The following is a 19,185-nucleotide window of genomic DNA, read 5'->3' on the forward strand; positions in this document are numbered from 1 at the left end:
TGTGACTGCTGCCCCCTGCTGCCCCTGGTCCAGGGGCTGTGGGGGGATCCCCACCCGGCAGCAGCGTCCCTGGTCGTGACCGGGGCCACCGCCACGACCTTGGGGACGGACGGAACATCGTAGTCGAGGTCGGACACGGCGGGGATTCCGGCGGTGAAATGCGCCGTTCGTCTCGGCATGGGTGGTACTCCCCGCTCAGTGATGGAGGATCTTCGAGAGGAAGTCCCGGGCGCGCTCGCTGCTGGGGTTGGTGAAGAACTCGTCGGGGCTGCGGTCCTCGACGATGCGGCCGTCGGCCATGAACACGACGCGGTTGGCGGCCGAGCGGGCGAAGCCCATCTCATGGGTGACGACCACCATCGTCATGCCGTCGCGGGCGAGTTGGCGCATGACCTCGAGAACCTCGTTGATCATCTCCGGGTCGAGCGCGGAGGTGGGCTCGTCGAACAGCATCACCTTGGGCCCCATGGCGAGGGCGCGGGCGATGGCGACGCGCTGCTGCTGGCCGCCGGAGAGCTGCGCCGGGTACTTGTCCGCCTGGTCGGCCACGCCGACGCGGTCGAGGAGTTCACGGGAGCGCCTTTCGGCGTCCTCCTTCTTCTTCCCGCGGACCTTGACCTGGCCCAGCGAGACGTTCTGCAGGACCGTCTTGTGGGCGAAGAGGTTGAAGGACTGGAAGACCATGCCGACTTCGGCGCGCAGCCGCGCGAGGGCCTTGCCCTCCTCGGGCAGCGGCTGCCCGTCCAGCAGGATCGTGCCGGACTCGACGGTCTCCAGCCGGTTGATGGCCCGGCACAGGGTCGACTTCCCCGAGCCCGACGGGCCGATGACGACGACCACCTCCCCCTTGCCGACGGTGAGGTTGATGTCCTGCAGCACATGCAGGTCCCCGAAGTGCTTGTTGACGTCACGCAGCTCGATCAACGGATCGACAGCCATGCCCAGCCCCAGTCCATGTCAGCTGTGTAGCGGTAGTCGCAAACTATCCACGCAAAACGGGACTTAGTGAACGACACGCATCTTTCAGACAAAAGCCGTATTTATCTCGAATTTATGTAAGTCCCGAGATCAGCGCCTTACGCCTCCGCCACTTCCGCGTACAGCTGTGACAGCTCGGGCACCCCGCTCGCGGCCCACTCCTGCCCCGAGGCCACGACATCGAACTCACGCCCGGAGGCGAGCCGGACGACCGGCTGACCGTCCGGCCGGATCTTCCACGCGGCTCCGGGCACGGTGCGCACGATGACGGTGCCCAGATACAGACCGGCGTCGTTGCCGAGCCAGGGCAGGACCTCCTCGTCGTCCCGCCAACGCGGCACCAACTGGTCGACCGCCTCCAACGAGGCCGCGCTGTCGTCGAGTTGGACCCCGGCCCGCGACGCGTGGGAGCGCAGGAGTTCGCACTCGGAAAGGAGTTCGGCGATGCCCTCGGGGTCAGGAGCCCCGCGCTTCTCGGGCCGGTCGCCCAGAAAAGGGATCTTCATACCCCCAGCGTGTCATTCGTACTGCCGAACGCACCACAGGCGCGCGGGCCACCGATTCCGGTCGAGTTCACGCCGAGTTCGGGCATGGCTCGTTGACGGGTCACGGGCGCCTCTCTAACTTCACGGTGCGTCCTGCGTCTCGCCTGAACGTCTCACTGAACTTGTCATGTGCAGTCATACGCGGTCCTGAGCGGTCGCGAACGGGAGGAGTCGGAGTTGCGCCGACGTGTGTGGAGTTCCGCGGTCGTCCTCGCTCTCAGCGCGGCCCTGGTGCCGGGTGTCACCGCGCAGGCGGCCACCGAGCGCAGAGCCGGGCCGCTCCCACTGGAGCGGCTCTTCGACAACACGGCGGTCAGCTACAACACCCGTCCCGCCGAGGCGGACTTCGACGGGGTGGGCGGCTCCCTGTCCGCGCAGGACCTCTCGGCCGCGGGCTGGACACCCGGCCGCGTGCTCACCGTGCAGGGCGCCCGGCTGACCTGGCCGAACCGGCGGCCGGGCGAGCCGGACAACGTACGGGCCAACGGACAGGACGTGCGGGTGCGCGGCCGCGGTGACGCGCTCGCCTTTCTGGTGGCGGGGACGGACGGGCACGACGTCGGTGGCACGGGGACGGTGACGTACGCCGACGGCACCCGGACCGGCTACAGCCTGACCGCCTCCGACTGGCGCACCGGCCCGCTCGCCACCAAGGCGGTCGCCCTGCCGCACATCAACACGCCCGGCGGCCAACTCGCCGAGCGGGCGCGGCTGTACGTCATGACCGTGCCGCTGGTCATGGGGCGCGAGGTCGCCTCGGTACGGCTGCCGTTCGCGCCCGGGCTGCATGTGTTCGCGCTGGCGGTGCGGGCCGCGCCCCCGGGCTGGACGGGGAGTTGGGCCACCGCGACGGGTGGCTATCCGACCGTGGGGCCGTGGACCGACCGGACGTTGCGGCTGGTGGTGCACACCTCGGCGGGCGGGCCGCGGGTGCGGCTGCGGTTCGACAACACCTTCGCGGCGGCGCCGGTGCGGATCGGGAGCGCCACGGTGGCGGTGCAGGAGGCGGGCGCGGCGGCACGCAGGACGCCGGTTCCGGTGTCCTTCCGGGGCAGGGCGGGCGTCGAGATCCCGGCGGGGGCGCAGGCGTACAGCGATCCGCTCGGCTTCGAGGTGCCCGCGGACACCAATCTGCTGGTGAGCTTCCATCTGCCCGGGAGCGTGCCGGCCGCGCCCGTGCACCGGCTCGCGCAGCAGCGGTCGTATGTGAGCGGGCCCGGCGACCATACGGCGGACGGCTCCGCGGCGTCGTACGGCACGGTCCTGACCAGCTGGCCGTTGCTGACAGGTGTCGACGTGGGCGGTGGGCCGGGGTCCGTGGTGCTGCTGGGGGACTCGATCACCGACGGCGACAGGTCCACGATGGACGCCAACCGGCGGTGGCCCAATGTGTTGGCCACACGGCTGCTGAACCAGCATGTGGTCCCGCGCTATGGGGTGCTGAACCAGGGGATCTCCGGCAACCGTGTGGTCAGCGACCGCTATCCCGGTGACGGAGTGTCCACGGACACGGCCGGGGTGAGCGCCTTGTACCGGTTCGACCGGGATGTCCTGGCCCAGACGTCGGCGCGCACGGTGGTGGTGTTCGAGGGCGTCAACGATGTGCGGTGGGGCACGACCGCGGAACAGGTGATCGCCGGGTTGCGCGCGATCGCCGACCGGGGGCACGCGCGGGGGCTGCGGATGCTGGCGGCGACGATCCTGCCGTGCGAGGGGGAAGTGCGCTGCACGGCGGCGGCCGACGCGGAGCGGCTCAAGGTGAACCATTGGATCCGCACCGGCCCCGCGTTCGACGGCGTGCTCGACTTCGACGCCGTGGTACGGGACCCGGCGCGGCCGTCCCGGATGCTGCCCGCGTACGACAGCGGGGACCATCTGCATCCGGGCGACGCCGGGCTCGCTGCGCTGGCCGAGTCGGTGGATCTGCGGGGGCTGCTTCGGTGACGTTGCCCGGCGTCGCAGGGACCGTCTGGGGGCTGCGCCCCCCAGGCCCCCCTTCGGCCTGAACCGCCTCGTCCTCAAACTCCGGACAGGCTGGAAATGGCCGGCCTGGCTACACGTCCAGGTCCACGACCACCGGTGCATGGTCCGACGCGCCCTTGCCCTTGCGCTCCTCGCGGTCCACGTAGGAGTCGGTGACCGCCTTGGCGAACGGCTCGTTGCCGTACACCAGGTCGATGCGCATGCCGCGGTTCTTGGGGAAGCAGAGCTGGCGGTAGTCCCAGTACGTGAACGGGGCGTCGTACTTCAGGGGGCGCGGGACCACGTCGGACAGGCCGGACTCGCGCAGGGAGGCGAGGGCGGCGCGCTCGGCGGGGGTGACGTGAGTGAGGCCCTCGAAGGCCGCCACGTCGTAGACGTCGTCGTCCGTCGGCGCCACGTTGTAGTCGCCCATCACCGCGAACGGGCGGCTGCCGCCCGCATCCCCCGCGACGGCGGCCTTGAGGGCCTCGAACCACTGGAGCTTGTAGGCGTAGTGCGGGTGGTCCACCTCACGGCCGTTCGGCACGTACACCGACCAGACGCGGACCGGGCCGCAGGTGGCGGAGATGGCGCGGGGCTCCACGGCGCCGTCGAAGCCGGGGTCGCCCGGGAGTCCCTTGACGACCTCCTTGAGGCCTACGCGGGAGAGCACCGCCACGCCGTTCCACCGGCCGGTGGCGTGGACCGCCGCCTCGTAGCCGAGGTCGCGCAGCGGGTCGAACGGGAACTGCTCCTCGGCGACCTTGGCCTCCTGCAGGCACAGCACGTCGGTGCCGCTGCTCTCCAGCCAGGTCAGCAGCCTGGGCAGGCGGGCGGTGATCGAGTTCACGTTCCAGGTCGCGATGCGCATGCCTGACAACTTACCGGGCGGGACTGACAACCCGGCCCCGCCCGGGGTGGGCCCGCTCACACCTGCGCCGAGTCCCCCGGAGTCAGACGCAGGTGCTCCGCGCCGCCCAGGCCGCCGATCTGACGGTCGTAGATCGGGCGGGCCAGGTCGGTGAGCAGGGCGTCGTGGATGTCGTAGGCGCGCTGCGGCTTGACCTCGCGGACGTAGTCGATGACCTCCGAGATCTTGCTCCAGGGCGCCATGACCGGGAGCATCAGCGTCTCGACGGGGCGGTCCGGCACGGTGAGGGCGTCGCCGGGGTGGAACACCTTGCCGCCGTCGATGAGGTAGCCGACGTTCGTGATGCGCGGGATATCCGGGTGGATGACGGCGTGCAGTTCGCCGTGGACCTGGACGTCGAAGCCGGCCGCGGTGAAGGTGTCGCCGTGGCCGACGGTGTGCACGCGGCCCGGGAACGCCGCCGAGATCTGCTCCGCCACCGAGGCGAGCGTCCAGATCTCGGCGGCGGGGTTGGCCTCCATGGCCGCCCGCAGGTGCGCCTCGTCGAAGTGGTCGGGGTGCTCGTGGGTGACGAGGATCGCATCCGCGCCGACCGCGGCGTCCTCCTCGCTGAATCCTCCGGGGTCGAGAACGAGCGTGCGCCCGTCCTTCTCGAGGCGGACGCAGGCGTGCGACTTCTTCGTGAGCTTCATGGCACCATCCTGCCCCCGCCGCCCGGCCGAAGGGCGGCTCAGGGGGGTGCTTGCGGCGCCTGGCCGACGCCCACGTTCGATCACTCCGTGGGAGTGGTCTCCTCCCTTATGACCTGCTGCGCCACCTTGAACGCGCTGTTCGCCGCCGGTACGCCGCAGTAGACGGCGGCCTGCAGCAGCACTTCCTTGATCTCGTCGGGGGTCAGTCCGTTGCGCAGGGCGGCGCGGGTGTGGAAGGCGAGTTCGTCCATGTGGCCGCCCGCGACCAGAGCGGTGAGGGTGACACAGCTGCGCGAGCGCCGGTCGAGGCCGGGTCTGCCCCAGATCTCGCCCCACGCGTACCGGGTGATGAACTCCTGGAAGTCCCCCGAGAACTCGTCCGCCTGCGCCAGCGCCCGGTCGACGTGCGCGTCGCCGAGGACCTCGCGACGGACCTTGATACCCGCGTCATAGGGGTCCGGCCGTCCTACGGTCTGCGGCTGTACGACGGCCGGGGCTATCTCGGCGATGGGCGCGGGCTGCGGCGGCGCGGCGGCCAGGACCGGCTTGACGGGGGCGGCCAGGATGGCGATCTGGCCGGTGGAGGAGTCGTAGGCGGGCTGCCAGGCGGTGGAGAAGTGCCGGACCAGCAGGTCGGTGACGGCCGCGGGCTGCTCGACGGGCACCAGGTGGGAGGCGCCGGGGACGACGGCGAGACGGGCGTCCGGTATGCCGGCGACCAGGGTGCGGGCCTCGGCGGGACCGGTGACCTGGTCGTCCGAGCCGACGAGGACGAGAGTGGGCACGGCGACGCCGGAGAGTTGTGACCGTACGTCGAAGGAGGCGAGTGCCTCGCAGGCGGCGATGTAGCAGCCGGGGTCGGTGGTACGCACCATCTGTACGGCCCACTCGGTGATCGCGGGCTGGGCGGCGGCGAACCCGGAGGTGAACCAGCGGTCCGGAGAGGTGCGGGCGATGGGGTCGAGGCCGTTCGTGCGCACGATCACACCCCGCTGCCGGAACTCGTCGGCCGTGCCGAAGCGGGGCGAGGCGGCGATCAGGGCGAGCGAGGCGAGGCGCTCGGGGTGGCGCAGCGCGAGTTCGATGCCGAGAGCTCCGCCGAGCGCGCAGCCCGCGTATCCGAAGCGCTGTACGCCGAGGCCGTCGAGGGTGGCGAGCAGCCGTTCGGCGAGGTCGGCGACGGAGCCCGCCGGGTACGCGGGCGCGCCGCCGTGTCCCGGCATGTCGAACCGGAAGACGCGCCACTGCTGTGTCAGCTCGGGGACCTGCCGGTCCCACATGTGCCATGTGGTACCCAGGGAGGGGCCCAAGATCAGGACGGGAGCCTCTTCTGGCCCGTCAAAGCGGTATTGCAGGGTGTTCGACGGTGTCTCACTCACGCCTCAGACCCTCTCACGTATCACGACTGCCCCTATGACGGGGGTTGCGACTGCACAGGTCTGACCAGGTGGAAGACCTCCCTGGCCACGTAGCGCTTGAGGCTTCGGACTACCTCGCGCCGGGTTTTGCCCTCCTTGCTGCGGCGTTCGTAGTAGTCCTGGGTACGCGGGTCAACGCGCAGGCGGGTCTGCACGATCCGGTGCAGGGCCGCGTTCGCTTGCCGGTCGCCGCCCCGGTTCAGGCGACGGTACTGCCAACTGCCCGAGGAACGCTCGACTGGGCTGACACCGCACAGCGCCGCAAATGACGCCTCACTGCCCAGGCGCTCCGGGTTGTCCCCGATCGTGATCAGCAAAGTGACGGCGGTGTCCGGACCGATGCCCACCACCTCGAGCAACTGCGGAGCGTGGCGCTCCACCAGCCGGGTCAGGCGGCCTTCCACCTCCCGGACCTCTTCGCTGAGCTGCCCGATGCGCCGGGCCAGCAGACACAGGGTGATGTGCGTAGCGTGGAGCACCGCCCCTTCGTCGGCCTCGTCGTTCAGGCTGTCGTCGACGAGCCCTGCACAGGTACGCAAGAGCTCTGCGTTGCCCAGCCCGGCCAGTTCCTCCCTCAGCTGCGGATCGGCACGGATGAGGACGGCCTTGAGCTGGTTGATCGCCTGGGTGCGGGCCTTGACCGCTGAGTCCTTGGCCAGCTTGTACATCCGGGCGATCTCCACTGGCCCATCGCCCGCCTTGGCCTGGGCGCGCGCCCGCCCGCTCAGCACCGCCCGGGCCGCGTTCTCGGCATCAAGCGGGTCCGACTTGCCGCGCCGACGGCGGTCGGCCCGGTCGAACCGATTCACATCGAAAACGTCCCCGCCCTGGGCCAGCAGGTAGCGGGACAGGGCCGCCCCGAAGGAACCGGTCCCTTCCACTCCGGCCCGGCGCACCGTACCCGACGCCCTGGCCCATCCCAGCAGGTCTCGGTATCCAGCCGCGGTAGCCGGGAACTCCTCGGTGCCGATCACTTCCCCCACCAGGGAGAGCACAGCGGCCACATGGGCATCCCGGTGCGTGTCCACTCCCAGGACCACCTCCCTCGCCGGCCGGCGCCGACGAGAACGCGAAGCGGAGGGCGTGCCGATCACGCTTGTTCCCTTTCAGGCCGACGGCTTATCGCTAGCCAGCACAGGGCCGTGCGGACGGTCAGAATCGTGAAGACGCCTTTCCGGCAAGCCCCTATCGAGACACGCCCGGTCAGCCCGAGACCAGCAACGCACCGTCCCCGGTCGGTGGTCGACACAGTGTGATCAGGACACCCCGGTCAGACATCTCAGGAGTCAGACCCGCCGCAGAACAGCACCTGCCTACTGTTCTCCGTCTAACCGGCTTCCATCCACGTCAGCCCGCTCGTTCGAGCGAATTGACTCGAACCGCCCGTCGCCGACGAACAGAACTGGCACCATGCCGCCGTCGTACGACACTTCGAGTCGAAGGCGGACCATTGGAACGACGGGTCAATGAGCGGCAGCTCTCCGTGTTGCAGTGGGTGGGGACCGGGTGCCCTGCCGGCGTATGGGAGACCAGCTCCTACAAGACCACCTGTCAGGCACTGCACAACCGGGGCCTGGTGACGGTCTCCCGGAAAAGCGGGCAGTGGAGCGTCGCCCTGACGAGCGCCGGCCAGCACTACCTGGCACACGGCACATACCCTCCCCGCGGATCACGCCCGCGGAAGACCCAGGCCGCCATTCCACGCCCCCAGGTCACCCGAGCGCAGGCGACTCCGGCCGGCGAGCGGAAGCCAGGCCCTCCCTCACAGCCTCGTGTGACGTTCACGGAGCAGCTATTACAGGAGCTCGGGGAGGTCGGCGGCAGGATCGTCAAGAGCGGCAGCGGTCCCGACTTGGAAAAGTGGCCGTCCCGCGTCGCCGCCGCACGCAGATCCGGAAGGATTCCGGAGACGAAGGAGCTGTACGGAAGCTGGTGCCGTGACGGGTACGAGATCAAACTCGTCGACATCCCCGCCTGGCGCCTTGCCGTCCTCGCCCCCGTCCCCGTGCCCTCGCGGCTCACTCGGCCGCACGCCGTAATCCGGGCCATGCAGAACGAACGCCAGCCGCTCGGCCTGACCAAGCCCGTCCAAATACGCGCTCTCCGACTTATCCAGGCATTGATCACCGTTGCCGAGGCCGACGGACACACCTGCTCGGCCGGCCAAACCGGCTTCGCACCCCCACCTCATCGCCGCCGCAGGGCAAATCCCCACTTCACCATCACCGCACAGGGCCAGACCGTGGGGTTTCTCGTCCTCCAGGAGCAGGACCGGACCGAGCACGTCGCCACCGAGAAGGAACTCGCCGACGCCAAGAAGAACACCTGGGTAAGGATCCCCCGCTTCGACTACACCCCATCCGAACGCCTCCGCATCATCCTCAGCGGCGGCCAGCCACACCGGGCGAGCGAATGGGCCGACGCTCCCGGCCACGCCCTCGAAGAGCAGCTCGTCGAGATCGCACCAGAGGTCACGCTTCGCGGCGAAGCCGCCGAACGCAGACGCCAGGACGAGGCCGAAGCGGCACGCCAGAAGCGCATCCGCTGGGAAGCCGCCATGGAACAAGCCCGCATCCGGTACGCGGAGGCGTACCGCGTCCGGCACCTAGAAGCTCAGGAAGCGGCATGGCGCCATGCCACCCGACTGACCAAATACGTGAGCGCCGTACGCACACGAGTCGAGGCCATGCCTCCGGGCCAAGCCAGAACCGAAGCCGAGGAATGGATCAGCTGGGCAGCGGCCACCGTTGAGCGCCTCGACCCATTGAACACACCGCCCCGGCTGCCCGACATTCCCAAGCCACGAGCCGACGACCTGAAACCCTTCCTCGGGCACTGGAGCCCTTACGGCCCCACCTACTGAACGCCCGCACCGCACAGTGTGCGCACACGCAACCGCAGTTCAGGAGCTCTTCGCGACCGGTTCAATCGCGGCACACCGACGTGGTGGGTCATCGAAGGCATGTCAGGATCGGAGAACGAGAGAGGACCTACAGGTCAAACCCGCATTTTGGGCCCGCCGAACGGGCTCCACGGGGCCGAGCGTCAAATGAGCGTCACTACCGCCCGGGCCCGGACCTCTCAAGGCGGGCCGCTGCTCAGCCCGCGGGCACGCCGGGGCAGAGCTCTCCGTGGCCTCCCCGTCGTGACACCCGCCTATCGGCTGACATCGAACTCGACCGTGTGCTCCTACGTCTGTGCCGACTCGCCGACACCGACACTGCCATGGCTACCACCTTCAGATGGTCGGAGTGAGGAACCCAGCGCTCCTCGTGCCCTGCGGTAGGCAACACGCCTTGGCGACCGCGAGCAAGCTGGCCACTGCCATGACAAGCACACGACGGCTGCGGAGGGTGTGGGCGGTATGCACGAGCCATGGGGACTTGCGTCGGAGGTGCAACGACTCCAAGGGCATGCCGAGCGTGCCCTTGTCGAGGTACAGCGGGCGGATACGAAAGCCACGGCGTTGTGTGGAATAGCCGGTGGTTTGCTGGCCGCAGGGGTTGCCGTGCTGTCGAGCGCAGATGGCATGCCCCTGCTCGCGGTCATCTCCCTAGTACTGATGTGCCTGCTACTGATTGCCGCGATTGGGGCTGCGTTGCTCACCCTGCGACCCGTAGTCCCGAGGTCGGGATTACGCGCCGAGCTGATGAGCGAGGCGGTCGTCAGCGACCGGGTCGGTGTGAGTGCTGCCGCGCGTGGGGAGCTTGAACGGCATGTCGAGGCCCACCGGCTGCAGGTGCTTGCCTGGCTGGCGGACAGGAAGCTGCGAGCGGCCCGCCTGGCCGTGGATTTTGCCCTAGCAGCTCTCTCGATGGCTGGAATATGCCTATTGAGCAACATTCTGGCTAGTTGAGACGATCACCTAAGGATGTCGGGGCCGCGCAGCAGGGGGACGTGTGTATCAGCCGCATGCCACGGTGATCGGTGACGAGTTATGGGCACAACTGAAGGCGCTCGCGCCGCAGCGCATCAGGCCCGCTCGGAGTGTGCTACTCCGCCAGGGGGATCCAGCAACACACGTGATCGTGCTGGAATCCGGGTCAACGCTGATCACTCTTGCCGGGGACTGCGGGGGAAGAACACTCCTTGCCGTGCGCGGCGCCGGCGAGTTACTCGGAGAGCTGGCCGTTTTGGACTCCCAGCCACGCACCGCCACAGTCATCGCCGCGGAGACCTGCCACATCCGCATCATCCCTGCTGGCGCCTTCCTCACGTTCGTCGAGGAGCATGATCTGCTCGCCCCTCTGCTGCGCCATGCCATTGCCCGAGTCAGGGAATCGGAAGCCGTCCGGCTCGAACTGGCCACCGCCTCTGTGCCACTACGCCTGGCATCAGCCCTGTCCCGACTGGTCGAAGCCGCATCCAGTTCAGCGTCGGATCTCGCAGTACGGCTGACACAGACAGAGCTGTCTCAGATGATCGGCGCCTCCCGCAATGCGGTGGTCAACGCCCTCAAGCCCTGGCGCGAGCAGGACTGGGTTCGCACCACTTCAGGTGGAGGGCTCCTCGTTCGCGACATCCATTCGATTCAGTCGCACGCGCGTACGCAGGAGTGACAGGCCGCACTTCGTGCGTGCCCACTGCTGGGCAGCGGTGGGCACGCCTCCAGATCAGCATGGACACTCTCCCGACCGCCTGCGCTGAAAGGACGGTGCCCGATGAATGTGCCGCTGCATGCAGAGCCCTTGGACGTGCCCGCTGAACTCGCCCTCGTGGCGATCGACATGGAGAAGTACAGCCAGATCGCCGAAGCGAAGATGGCCGCCGCCCGTTGCGACGTGGACGACATCGTGGCAACCGTGCTCGCCGAATGTCAGCTGCCCGACCCGAAGGAACTTCCTGGCGGCTACAAGGACAGCGGCGACGGGGCGATCCTGCTGTTCCCGCCCTCGGTGCTGGCACGGCTCGTGGACCCGCTACTGGGCCGACTCAACGCAGCGTTGGTGCGCTACGAACAGCAGCGGCTGGCCAGTAGTCCGCTCCTGCGACTGCGGGCCAGCGTGCACGTAGGCCCTCTGTCCGTCCCCGACCACCGCGGTAACGCCATCAACGAGACCGCCCGGCTGCTCGACAGTCAGGCAACCCGCCAGGCACTGTCCGCCGCGAAGGACAGCGGTGCCTTCCTCGCGGCCGCGCTCTCCGAGGTCGTCTACCAGCGCACCGTACACGCGGGACGCACGCCGGATCTGGGTCAGCACCACTTCCTCGGGGCAGTTGCCCGCGTCAGCGACAAGCCCGGCTTCGAGCAGCCCTGCCGGATTCATGTGCCGGGTCTGACCGGCCCGGCCGTACGTCCCTACCTCACCGATGCCGCGCCGCCGGCGTCTACTCCCCCCTCTACCGCGCAGCTGAGCGATGCGCCGACAACACCGGCTGTCAGTAGCGGCGGCACCATCCAGTTCCACGGTCAGGTCAGTGACCCCACGATCGCCAATCGCATCAAGAACGTGCGGATCGACCGTCGCCAGCGGTGAGGCGCCCAGCCTCCCGCTCTGCCGCTCCTCCGTCACTCACCCTGGAGTTCCCGAATGTCTGACGTACCGTTCGACCCCACCCGGTCCGACACCAACCCGCCGACCAGCGAGGCCGGCGAGAACCAGTCCAACGGCTCCGGCAGCTGGCTGCCGCGCCGGTGGCGACCCGCCACCGGGGCTCCCGATCAGCCGGAAGCGGGCCTCGGCAGCCCAAGCCCGTCCCCCGCTTACCCATCGGCGGATGCCGTCCAGGCCGCGCCGCGCCTGCACGAAACCGCCGGCGCAGCGACACACCTGTACGGGGATGCCGACGTCGTCGCCAACGTCATCGAAGAGCTGATCCTGGAGACCCGAAAGCGCGACTTACTGGAAGGCGTTGAACAAAGTCGCGAGCAGCTGCTCGATCAGCCGTTCGTTCGCAGCTCGCACTGGGACACGGCCTGGCAGCAGATCATCAATCCTGTCACCAGCCGCCCTCGCCAACCGGTGACGATCATTGTGGCGCCCCGCTCATGCGGCTCAACAACCCTCGCTCTGCGGCTGCTGGCCGAGCACACCGCTAACAACACCACCGTGGTCAAGCTGGACGCGGACTGGCAGACCCCCACCAAGGGCCGCCTGCCGCTGGAGAAGGCGCACGCCTACCAGCTTGACCTCAAACACCCCGAGAACGACCAGGTATCGGCCGACTTCCTGAACGCGCTGTCACAACACGCCACCCACCTCCGCGACTGCCGCTCCTACCTGGTACTGACCGTGGCACAGGACCTGTGGAAGGATCACCGCCTCAGCGATCGTGATGGCATCCAAGTGGTTCGTCTACATGAGGCGCCCGATGCCCAGGACGTGGTCGAAGCGCATCTGAACGGCTACGGCTACAGCCAGCTGGTCACATCCCTGCGGTCCCTCCCCAAGGCCACCGCCTCCTTGCGCGGACTGACGGCGGTGGCCGCAGTTCGAGCCGCACACACCGTCGCGATGGCCTGGAAGGAACATACCCACACCACCTCCCAGCAGTCGCTCGCACAGGCCGACGGCGAGAGTGAAACCCAGAGCACTCTGGAAGAACGCATTATCGCGGCGCTGACCGATTGGCGCGGTGAACTCGACAGCCTGTTCGGCGAGACGAACAGCTTGCACACCCACGACAACCCCTCACTCACCGTGGAGGACCGTTGTCTGCTGCTGGCCCTGGCCGTGCAGCAGTCCGCACCCATGCCCGTCGTCGCGCACAGTGCAGCCGCTCTGCTGGAAGCCATCGGGCGCAGCACCGACGCTCCTGGCGCAGCAACAGGATCCTCACCAACCGTCAGTGCCCTGGCCGGACGGGGCATGCGTCGGCGTATCCAGGATGTCGGGGGCCGAGTCGACATGCAGGACACGGTGGTCTTCGACCGGCCCGCCTACGGACGCGCGATCCTGGAATACGTCTGGGACAACTACGACCTCATGCGCAAGCCCTTGCTAACCTGGCTGGTCGCGACAGCCCAGAGCGCCGATTCGGAAGACCACGCAGTGGCCGCGCTGGCCGAGCTCACTGTCCGGCACGGAACGGTGGACTACCTCACGACACTGGGCGAACTCGTCGGCGGCAGTCACCCACAGGTGCTCGGTGCGGTCATGGAAAGCGCCGTGCGCAACGAACATGTCGGACGCCTGGCGTGGGAGGCGCTCTACGGGTGGGCGGAGCAGAAAAGCTACGCGCCCGCCGTGGTTGCACTGTGCCGACGCATCCTGGAGGACTCCTCCGTCGACACATCTCTGGCCAAGCGGGCGATGGTGCGCTTGCGCCGCGTGGCGCACAAGAACAACGACCACGCCGTAGTCAGCCAAGTCCTGGATGCCTTTGACGCTCTGGTCCAGCACCCCACCGTGGCCCAGCGACTGGCCGGTGAGGTCCACGGCTGGCAACAGGGCAAGGTCTCCGCACGTGGCGGCGGACTGGCCTTCCTCGCATTGATGACCGTACGCCGCGACGGCAAGCCGTGGCTCGTGTGCTCCCCTCCCCCAAACATCGACGTACAGCGAGCCGTCCACGACCTGCTCTCCTCTGCGGACACCGCTGCCCAGGTCATCTCGCGTCTGACGGACTGGATCCGCTCCTGCGCCGGCGACCCCGGCGCCTACACGCAGTTGCGCGAACAACTTCTGCCGGCGCTACGCGGCCACAACATGTTCGAGGCCGGCATGAAGCTCATGAACGAGCTGCGTGGCATTTCCACAGCTGAAGGCGTCAGCGTGGCTGACGACTTCTACAACCACCTCGTCGACAGCCGTCTGCGCACGGTCTTCCCGCTCGAAGAGAACATCGCATGAGGCGGCCGTGGCACCGCGCCGTCCGTACGAGTACATCCGTCCAGCCGCGCCTCCTGCCCAGCGCCACCGACGGCATCTCGTTGGAGGCCGTGTACACGATCACCTGGCGACCACGCCGACGCGTACCTCCCAACGTGGAGGAGACAGTACGCGCCGCAGTGCATGCCACGGCCACCGAGGCAGCGGCGCGTCTGGGAGCCTCGGACGTGCCCGCCGCACAGGACGCCATCAACGCCGCCCTCGGCCAGTTGCCTCGCCGTGCGCCGAACTACTGCCTGCTGGCCGTCCACGCGGCTCTCGGTCTGCCCACCGCAGCACAGGAGTTACTGGCACAGCGGACGGCGGACGAGCAACGCATCCGCCGCCTCCGCTTTTTGAAGGAGAACCTCTACGACCACCCCGACCTCGTCGTCCTGGACCAACTGGAGCACCACACCCCAGGAGCGCTGGGCGACGATCACGTTGCCGAACTCCAGCGCCTTGCTCGTCTGATCTGCTCCTGCGACCGCTGGTGGTTCCCACTCCTGCAGCAGTGGGAGCAGGTCGGCCAAGGGTTCACGGACATCGAGAAGCGACAGCAGGCCATGCTCGTACTGTCCGACTCCCTCAAGGCTCTCAACGGCGGCAGTCTCCCCAACAGCATCGCGCCAGTGGACAGGTCCGGGTCTGAAGGAGCATCCCGAAGGGCGCACCCATGAAGCTCGCCCTGTGGCGGATACTGTTGGCCCCCCTGACGAGCCTACGAGCCCTGCTTATTCAACGGCGCAGCGCAACCCCTCTGTCTTACGACGTCGCCTGGCGCCAGGCCCGCCTGGACCGTTGTCCCGACGAAATGGTCTATCGACTCCACGGCCACCAAGCCACCACACCCGACCAGGTATCCAGGGCTGAGTCGCCCTTGGCCCCGCCCAGGCTGGACGAGCCGACCGACCGACGCCCCTGACCAAGGTTTCCACAAGCACACAGACGTCTTCGCCCTGTCCATGAGGACAGGGCGAAGGGATGTTCATGCGGCAATGGTCAGCGCAGCGTCAAGACGCTCCCAGGCTCCGAGGACAGCCTTATGCGCGTCGGGAGGGACTGTAAATCGTTCGGTGTAACTCCCGATCATGGAAGATGCACCGATGACCAGTGAGAACGTGGCCGAGCACGAGGTCGGCGAGTCGGCGGCGGCTGTGTCGGCGAAGGCCGTCGACGACCAGCTGATCGACGAGTTGGTGAGCCGGGCGCAGGCAGAGGGTCTGCAGCTGACCGGTGAGGGCGGGCTGCTCCAGCAGCTGACCAAGCGGCTGCTGGAGTCCGCCCTGGAGGGCGAGATCACCGACCACCTCGGCTATGACAAGCACGATCCGGCGGGCAAGGACGGCGGCAACTCCCGCAACGGCAAACGCTCCAAGACCGTGCTGACCGAGGTTGGGCCGGTGGAGATAGCCGTGCCCCGAGACCGGGACGGCTCGTTCGAGCCGAAGATCGTCAAGAAGCGGCAGAAGCGCCTGACCGGCGTCGACGAGATGGTGATCTCGCTTGCCGCGAAGGGCCTGACCACCGGCGAGGTCCAGGCCCACCTGGCCGAGGTCTACGGCGCCGAGGTCTCGCGGCAGACCATCTCCACCATCACCGACAAGGTCCTCGAGGGCATGGCCGAATGGCAAAGCCGCCCACTCGACGCCGTCTACCCGGTGGTCTTCATCGACGCCATCCACGTGAAGATCCGCGACGGCGCAGTCGCCAACCGGCCCATCTACGTGGCCCTGGCCGTGACCGTCGAGGGCCGGCGCGAGATTCTGGGCCTGTGGGCCGGCGACGGCGGGGAGGGTGCCAAGCACTGGCTGCACATCCTCACCGAGATCAAGAACCGCGGCGTCGCTGACGTGCTGATGCTCGTCTGCGACGGGCTCAAGGGACTGCCCGAGGCGGTGGAGACGGTCTGGCCCCGCACCATCGTGCAGACCTGCGTGGTCCACCTGCTGCGGAACTCCTTCCGCTATGCCGCCCGCCAGGACTGGGACAAGATCGCCAGGCTCCTCAAGCCCGTCTACACCGCGCCGACCGAGGAGGCCGCCCTGGACCGGTTCGCGGAGTTCGCCGACGCCTGGGGCAGGAAGTATCCGGCGATCGTCAAACTCTGGGAGAACGCGTGGGAGGAGTTCACTCCGTTCCTGCGCTTCGACACCGAGATCCGCCGCATCGTCTGCACCACGAACGCGATCGAGTCGGTCAACGCCCGCATCCGGCGGGCAGTCAAGGCCCGCGGACACTTCCCGAACGAGCAGGCCGCCTTGAAGTGCGTCTACATGGCCATCATGTCCCTCGATCCCACCGGCAAGGGCCAAGCCCGATGGACCATGCGCTGGAAGACCGCGTTGAACGCCTTCGACATCACCTTCGACGGCCGGCTCTCAGCGGCCCGCCACTAACCCAACCACCCCAGTTACACCGTTCGTTTGACAGACCCGATCCTGGGTGGCGTTGCCATCGCCACCCTGCCCGCATCGGCAGCCACCACCGGCTGCTCGGTCGCGTACAAGGTGCAGAGCGAATGGCCGGGAGGGTTCACCGCAGACCTGGCCATCACAAATCTCGGCTCCCCCGTACAAGGGTGGACCGTGACGTTCGACTTCCCGAACTCCGACCAGAAGGTCAGCAACGGCTGGAGTGCCACGTGGACACAGTCCGGAACCCGCGTGGCCGCCACCAGCCTCGACTGGAACGGGGCGCTGGATACGGGCAGGTCGGCTTCCATCGGGTTCACCGGTGCGTGGAAGGGCGCCAATCCGGAACCCGCATCGGTTGCGCTCAACGGCGTGACCTGTACCGGCTCGGTGACATCCCCGTCCCCCAGCCCCACCGCCACTCCGACCAGCGGCCCCAGTGGTCCGGCCCCGGAGCTGAAGGTCTCCGGCAACAAGATCGTCACCGCGAGCGGCAAGCCGTACCGGCTGCTGGGCGTGGACCGCTCCAGCGGTGAATACGCTTGTGTGCAGGGCAAGGGGCTGTGGGACGGCGCCCCGGTCGACCAGGCTTCCGTCGACGCGATGAAGACCTGGAACATCCACGCGGTACGCCTGCCGTTGAACGAGGAATGCTGGCTCGGCATCAACGGCTCGCCCAGTGGAACCACTTACCAGCAGGGCGTCAGAGACTACGTCGACCTGCTGGTGGCCAATGGCATCACCCCGATCCTCGACCTGCACTGGACGCGGGGCGCCTATACCAATGGGCCGGACTGGCATTGCAAGGACACCACCGCGACGTGCCAGAAACCGATGCCGGACGCGCAGTACGCCCCCCAGTTCTGGACCGGTGTCGCCAACGCCTTCAAGGGCAATGACGCCGTCGTCTTCGATCTGTTCAACGAGCCGTACCCGGAGATCGCCGGCGACTGGGACAAGACCGCCGGCTGGCGGTGTTGGCGAGACGGCGGTACCTGCACGGGCCTCCCGTATGAGACGGCCGGCATGCAGGACCTGGTCGACGCGGTCCGGGCCACCGGCGCGACCAACATCCTCATCCTGGGTGGCCTGGAGTGGGCCAACGACATGCGCGAGTGGCTGACGCACATGCCGACCGACCCGCTGAACAACATCGCCGCGTCATGGCATGCGTACAGCTTCAACGCCTGTGCGACCGCATCCTGCTGGGACAGTCAGGTCGCGCCGCTCGCACAAAAGGTACCGGTCGTCATCGGTGAGTTCGGCCAGGACAACTGCGGCTTCGACTACATGCAGCGGTTGGTGGACTGGGCTGACGCCCACAGCATCGGTTATCTCGCGTGGACCTGGAACCCGTGGGGCTGCAGCACCGGTGGCGTGCTCATCAAGGACTGGGCGGGCACCCCGGAGCCCGGCGTCGGCGAGGGTCTGAAGGCGCACCTGATCAGCCAGGACCCCTACGCGACCCCCTGACCGACCACCCAGCGGCTGCCCAGCTGCGCACGACGCCGCCCCGGCCGGATGTCCCCACGGCACAACTCGGCCCGGGCGGCTTTCGACCAAGGGGCTCCCACGCCTCCTGCTCGGTCCAGGGCGACTCCGATCGCCCGTGAGATCGGGCGTCGCTTGAGCATCAAGAGTCGTGAGACGTCCGATGCAGCCTGGGTGGGCAGGTTCGCCAGTTCACGTAGGCCCCGAGGTCAGGACAGCCGTCGTAGACAGGCTGTCCTGACCAGCACGGCCAGGAACAGCGCGCAGCAGACGAAGGGCGCGAAGACGGTGAAGACGTGGAAGGAAGGGGCGGCGACCAGTTCGAGGGCGAGACTCATCGGGCACCCGGCGTCCGCGGGCCCGCCCAGGATGCGTGGTACCCGCAGGCCAGCCGCCCCAGACGGAAACGTAGCCCTCATGACACATGGCGCTACCCCGCATCCCGACCGCCGCGACCCCTGGCACGAACGAGGCGGAGAGGGCTGGAACCTCCGGGACGAGCGGGTCGACGACCCCGTGGCCGATCTGCTCGCGCTGCGCGCCAGACGGCTCAGGCCGGTTTGGTCCGTCACGGGCGCTGTCCTCGGTCTCTTCCTGCTCAACGCCGTCCTCGCCGCCCTGGCACCCGAGTTCATGGGCCTGGTCCTGATCGGCCGGCTGTCCGTCGGCCTCGCGGGTGGCCTGGCGCTGTGCGCAGCCACCGCAGCAGCCGTTCACTGGTACACCCGCTACTGCGCCGCCCACGTCGACCCCGTCACTCAGGAGCTGAAGGTCCATGCGGGGAGTCGCCCGGGTTCCAGCCGGCCTCGGACAGCACCCCGTACGCCAGGAGCAGACGGCCTACGACGAAGCTGCACCGGAGAGCTCCGGTGCGGCTTCGTCGTCTCACGGCTTCGCACACAGACCCCACCAGGATGGTCCTCGGCAGGGCCTCGCCGTATCACCCGCCTATCACACAGCCATCACCAACTGGGCGGCCCCTACCGGACCAGGAGGGCCTGAC

The 19,185-nt window shown here is 68.3% G+C and carries 17 protein-coding genes; 10 read left to right on the plus strand and 7 right to left on the minus strand.

The genetic code is table 11. From position 1 onward, the window contains the following. Window positions 1–195: 195 nt before the first annotated feature. Together QQM39_RS06295 and QQM39_RS06300 are read right to left on the minus strand one after the other, a co-directional pair. Window positions 196–939 (minus strand): amino acid ABC transporter ATP-binding protein, encoded by a 744-nt coding sequence (locus tag QQM39_RS06295; protein WP_301995634.1) that lies wholly within the window; start codon window positions 937–939, stop codon window positions 196–198. Window positions 940–1,076: 137 nt separating this feature from the next. Further along, window positions 1,077–1,484 (minus strand): DUF6278 family protein, encoded by a 408-nt coding sequence (locus tag QQM39_RS06300; protein WP_301995635.1) that lies wholly within the window; start codon window positions 1,482–1,484, stop codon window positions 1,077–1,079. A gap of 216 nt (window positions 1,485–1,700) precedes the next feature. Between QQM39_RS06300 and QQM39_RS06305 the strand changes: the two genes are divergently transcribed. Next, window positions 1,701–3,467 carry an SGNH/GDSL hydrolase family protein gene (locus QQM39_RS06305; protein ID WP_301995636.1) on the plus strand — a complete coding sequence of 589 codons (1,767 nt, stop codon included), beginning with the start codon at window positions 1,701–1,703 and terminating at the stop codon, window positions 3,465–3,467. 109 nt (window positions 3,468–3,576) lie between these two features. Here QQM39_RS06305 and QQM39_RS06310 read toward each other — a convergent pair whose 3' ends face one another. The 4 genes from QQM39_RS06310 to QQM39_RS06325 all read right to left on the minus strand — a co-directional run bounded on the left by QQM39_RS06310 (window position 3,577) and on the right by QQM39_RS06325 (window position 7,494). Then, window positions 3,577–4,356: an exodeoxyribonuclease III gene (locus tag QQM39_RS06310; RefSeq protein WP_301995637.1), complete on the minus strand. Its 780-nt coding sequence runs from the start codon at window positions 4,354–4,356 to the stop codon at window positions 3,577–3,579. A 56-nt stretch (window positions 4,357–4,412) separates the two neighbouring features. Continuing rightward, on the minus strand, window positions 4,413–5,048 hold the full coding sequence (locus QQM39_RS06315; RefSeq protein ID WP_301995638.1) for an MBL fold metallo-hydrolase: 636 nt from the start codon (window positions 5,046–5,048) through the stop codon (window positions 4,413–4,415). Window positions 5,049–5,128: 80 nt separating this feature from the next. Further along, window positions 5,129–6,427, minus strand: a complete 1,299-nt coding sequence (gene pcaC / locus QQM39_RS06320) for a 4-carboxymuconolactone decarboxylase (RefSeq protein WP_301995639.1) — start codon at window positions 6,425–6,427, stop codon at window positions 5,129–5,131. A gap of 32 nt (window positions 6,428–6,459) precedes the next feature. Further along, complete coding sequence (locus QQM39_RS06325; protein WP_301995640.1) at window positions 6,460–7,494, minus strand: IS110 family transposase; 1,035 nt, start codon at window positions 7,492–7,494, stop codon at window positions 6,460–6,462. A 746-nt stretch (window positions 7,495–8,240) separates the two neighbouring features. Between QQM39_RS06325 and QQM39_RS06330 the strand changes: the two genes are divergently transcribed. The 8 genes from QQM39_RS06330 (at window position 8,241) to QQM39_RS06365 (ending at window position 18,164) form a co-directional block, all read left to right on the plus strand. Then, window positions 8,241–9,329 carry a hypothetical protein gene (locus QQM39_RS06330; RefSeq protein WP_301995641.1) on the plus strand — a complete coding sequence of 363 codons (1,089 nt, stop codon included), beginning with the start codon at window positions 8,241–8,243 and terminating at the stop codon, window positions 9,327–9,329. 501 nt (window positions 9,330–9,830) lie between these two features. Next, complete coding sequence (locus QQM39_RS06335; protein ID WP_301995642.1) at window positions 9,831–10,322, plus strand: hypothetical protein; 492 nt, start codon at window positions 9,831–9,833, stop codon at window positions 10,320–10,322. A gap of 43 nt (window positions 10,323–10,365) precedes the next feature. Beyond that, complete coding sequence (locus QQM39_RS06340) at window positions 10,366–11,025, plus strand: Crp/Fnr family transcriptional regulator (protein ID WP_301995643.1); 660 nt, start codon at window positions 10,366–10,368, stop codon at window positions 11,023–11,025. Window positions 11,026–11,181: 156 nt separating this feature from the next. Further along, window positions 11,182–11,943 carry a hypothetical protein gene (locus tag QQM39_RS06345; protein ID WP_301995644.1) on the plus strand — a complete coding sequence of 254 codons (762 nt, stop codon included), beginning with the start codon at window positions 11,182–11,184 and terminating at the stop codon, window positions 11,941–11,943. A gap of 54 nt (window positions 11,944–11,997) precedes the next feature. Further along, complete coding sequence (locus tag QQM39_RS06350) at window positions 11,998–14,259, plus strand: hypothetical protein (protein WP_301995645.1); 2,262 nt, start codon at window positions 11,998–12,000, stop codon at window positions 14,257–14,259. 206 nt (window positions 14,260–14,465) lie between these two features. After that, the gene (locus QQM39_RS06355) at window positions 14,466–14,957 is read left to right on the plus strand and encodes a hypothetical protein (RefSeq protein WP_301995646.1); all 492 of its coding nucleotides are present in this window, start codon (window positions 14,466–14,468) and stop codon (window positions 14,955–14,957) included. A 426-nt stretch (window positions 14,958–15,383) separates the two neighbouring features. Continuing rightward, the gene (locus tag QQM39_RS06360; protein ID WP_301994513.1) at window positions 15,384–16,676 is read left to right on the plus strand and encodes an IS256 family transposase; all 1,293 of its coding nucleotides are present in this window, start codon (window positions 15,384–15,386) and stop codon (window positions 16,674–16,676) included. Window positions 16,677–16,703: 27 nt separating this feature from the next. Continuing rightward, window positions 16,704–18,164: a cellulase family glycosylhydrolase gene (locus QQM39_RS06365; RefSeq protein ID WP_301995647.1), complete on the plus strand. Its 1,461-nt coding sequence runs from the start codon at window positions 16,704–16,706 to the stop codon at window positions 18,162–18,164. Between the two features lie 227 nt (window positions 18,165–18,391). On the opposite strand, the gene QQM39_RS06370 is transcribed toward QQM39_RS06365, so the two are convergent. Continuing rightward, window positions 18,392–18,520, minus strand: coding sequence for a hypothetical protein (locus tag QQM39_RS06370; RefSeq protein WP_301995648.1), 129 nt, complete (start codon window positions 18,518–18,520; stop codon window positions 18,392–18,394). Between the two features lie 79 nt (window positions 18,521–18,599). On the opposite strand from QQM39_RS06370, the gene QQM39_RS06375 reads away from it, so the two are divergent. Further along, window positions 18,600–19,184: a DUF485 domain-containing protein gene (locus tag QQM39_RS06375; RefSeq protein ID WP_301995649.1), complete on the plus strand. Its 585-nt coding sequence runs from the start codon at window positions 18,600–18,602 to the stop codon at window positions 19,182–19,184. Window position 19,185: the final 1 nt, after the last annotated feature.

Source organism: Streptomyces sp. DT2A-34 (genome assembly GCF_030499515.1).
Taxonomy (GTDB): domain Bacteria; phylum Actinomycetota; class Actinomycetes; order Streptomycetales; family Streptomycetaceae; genus Streptomyces.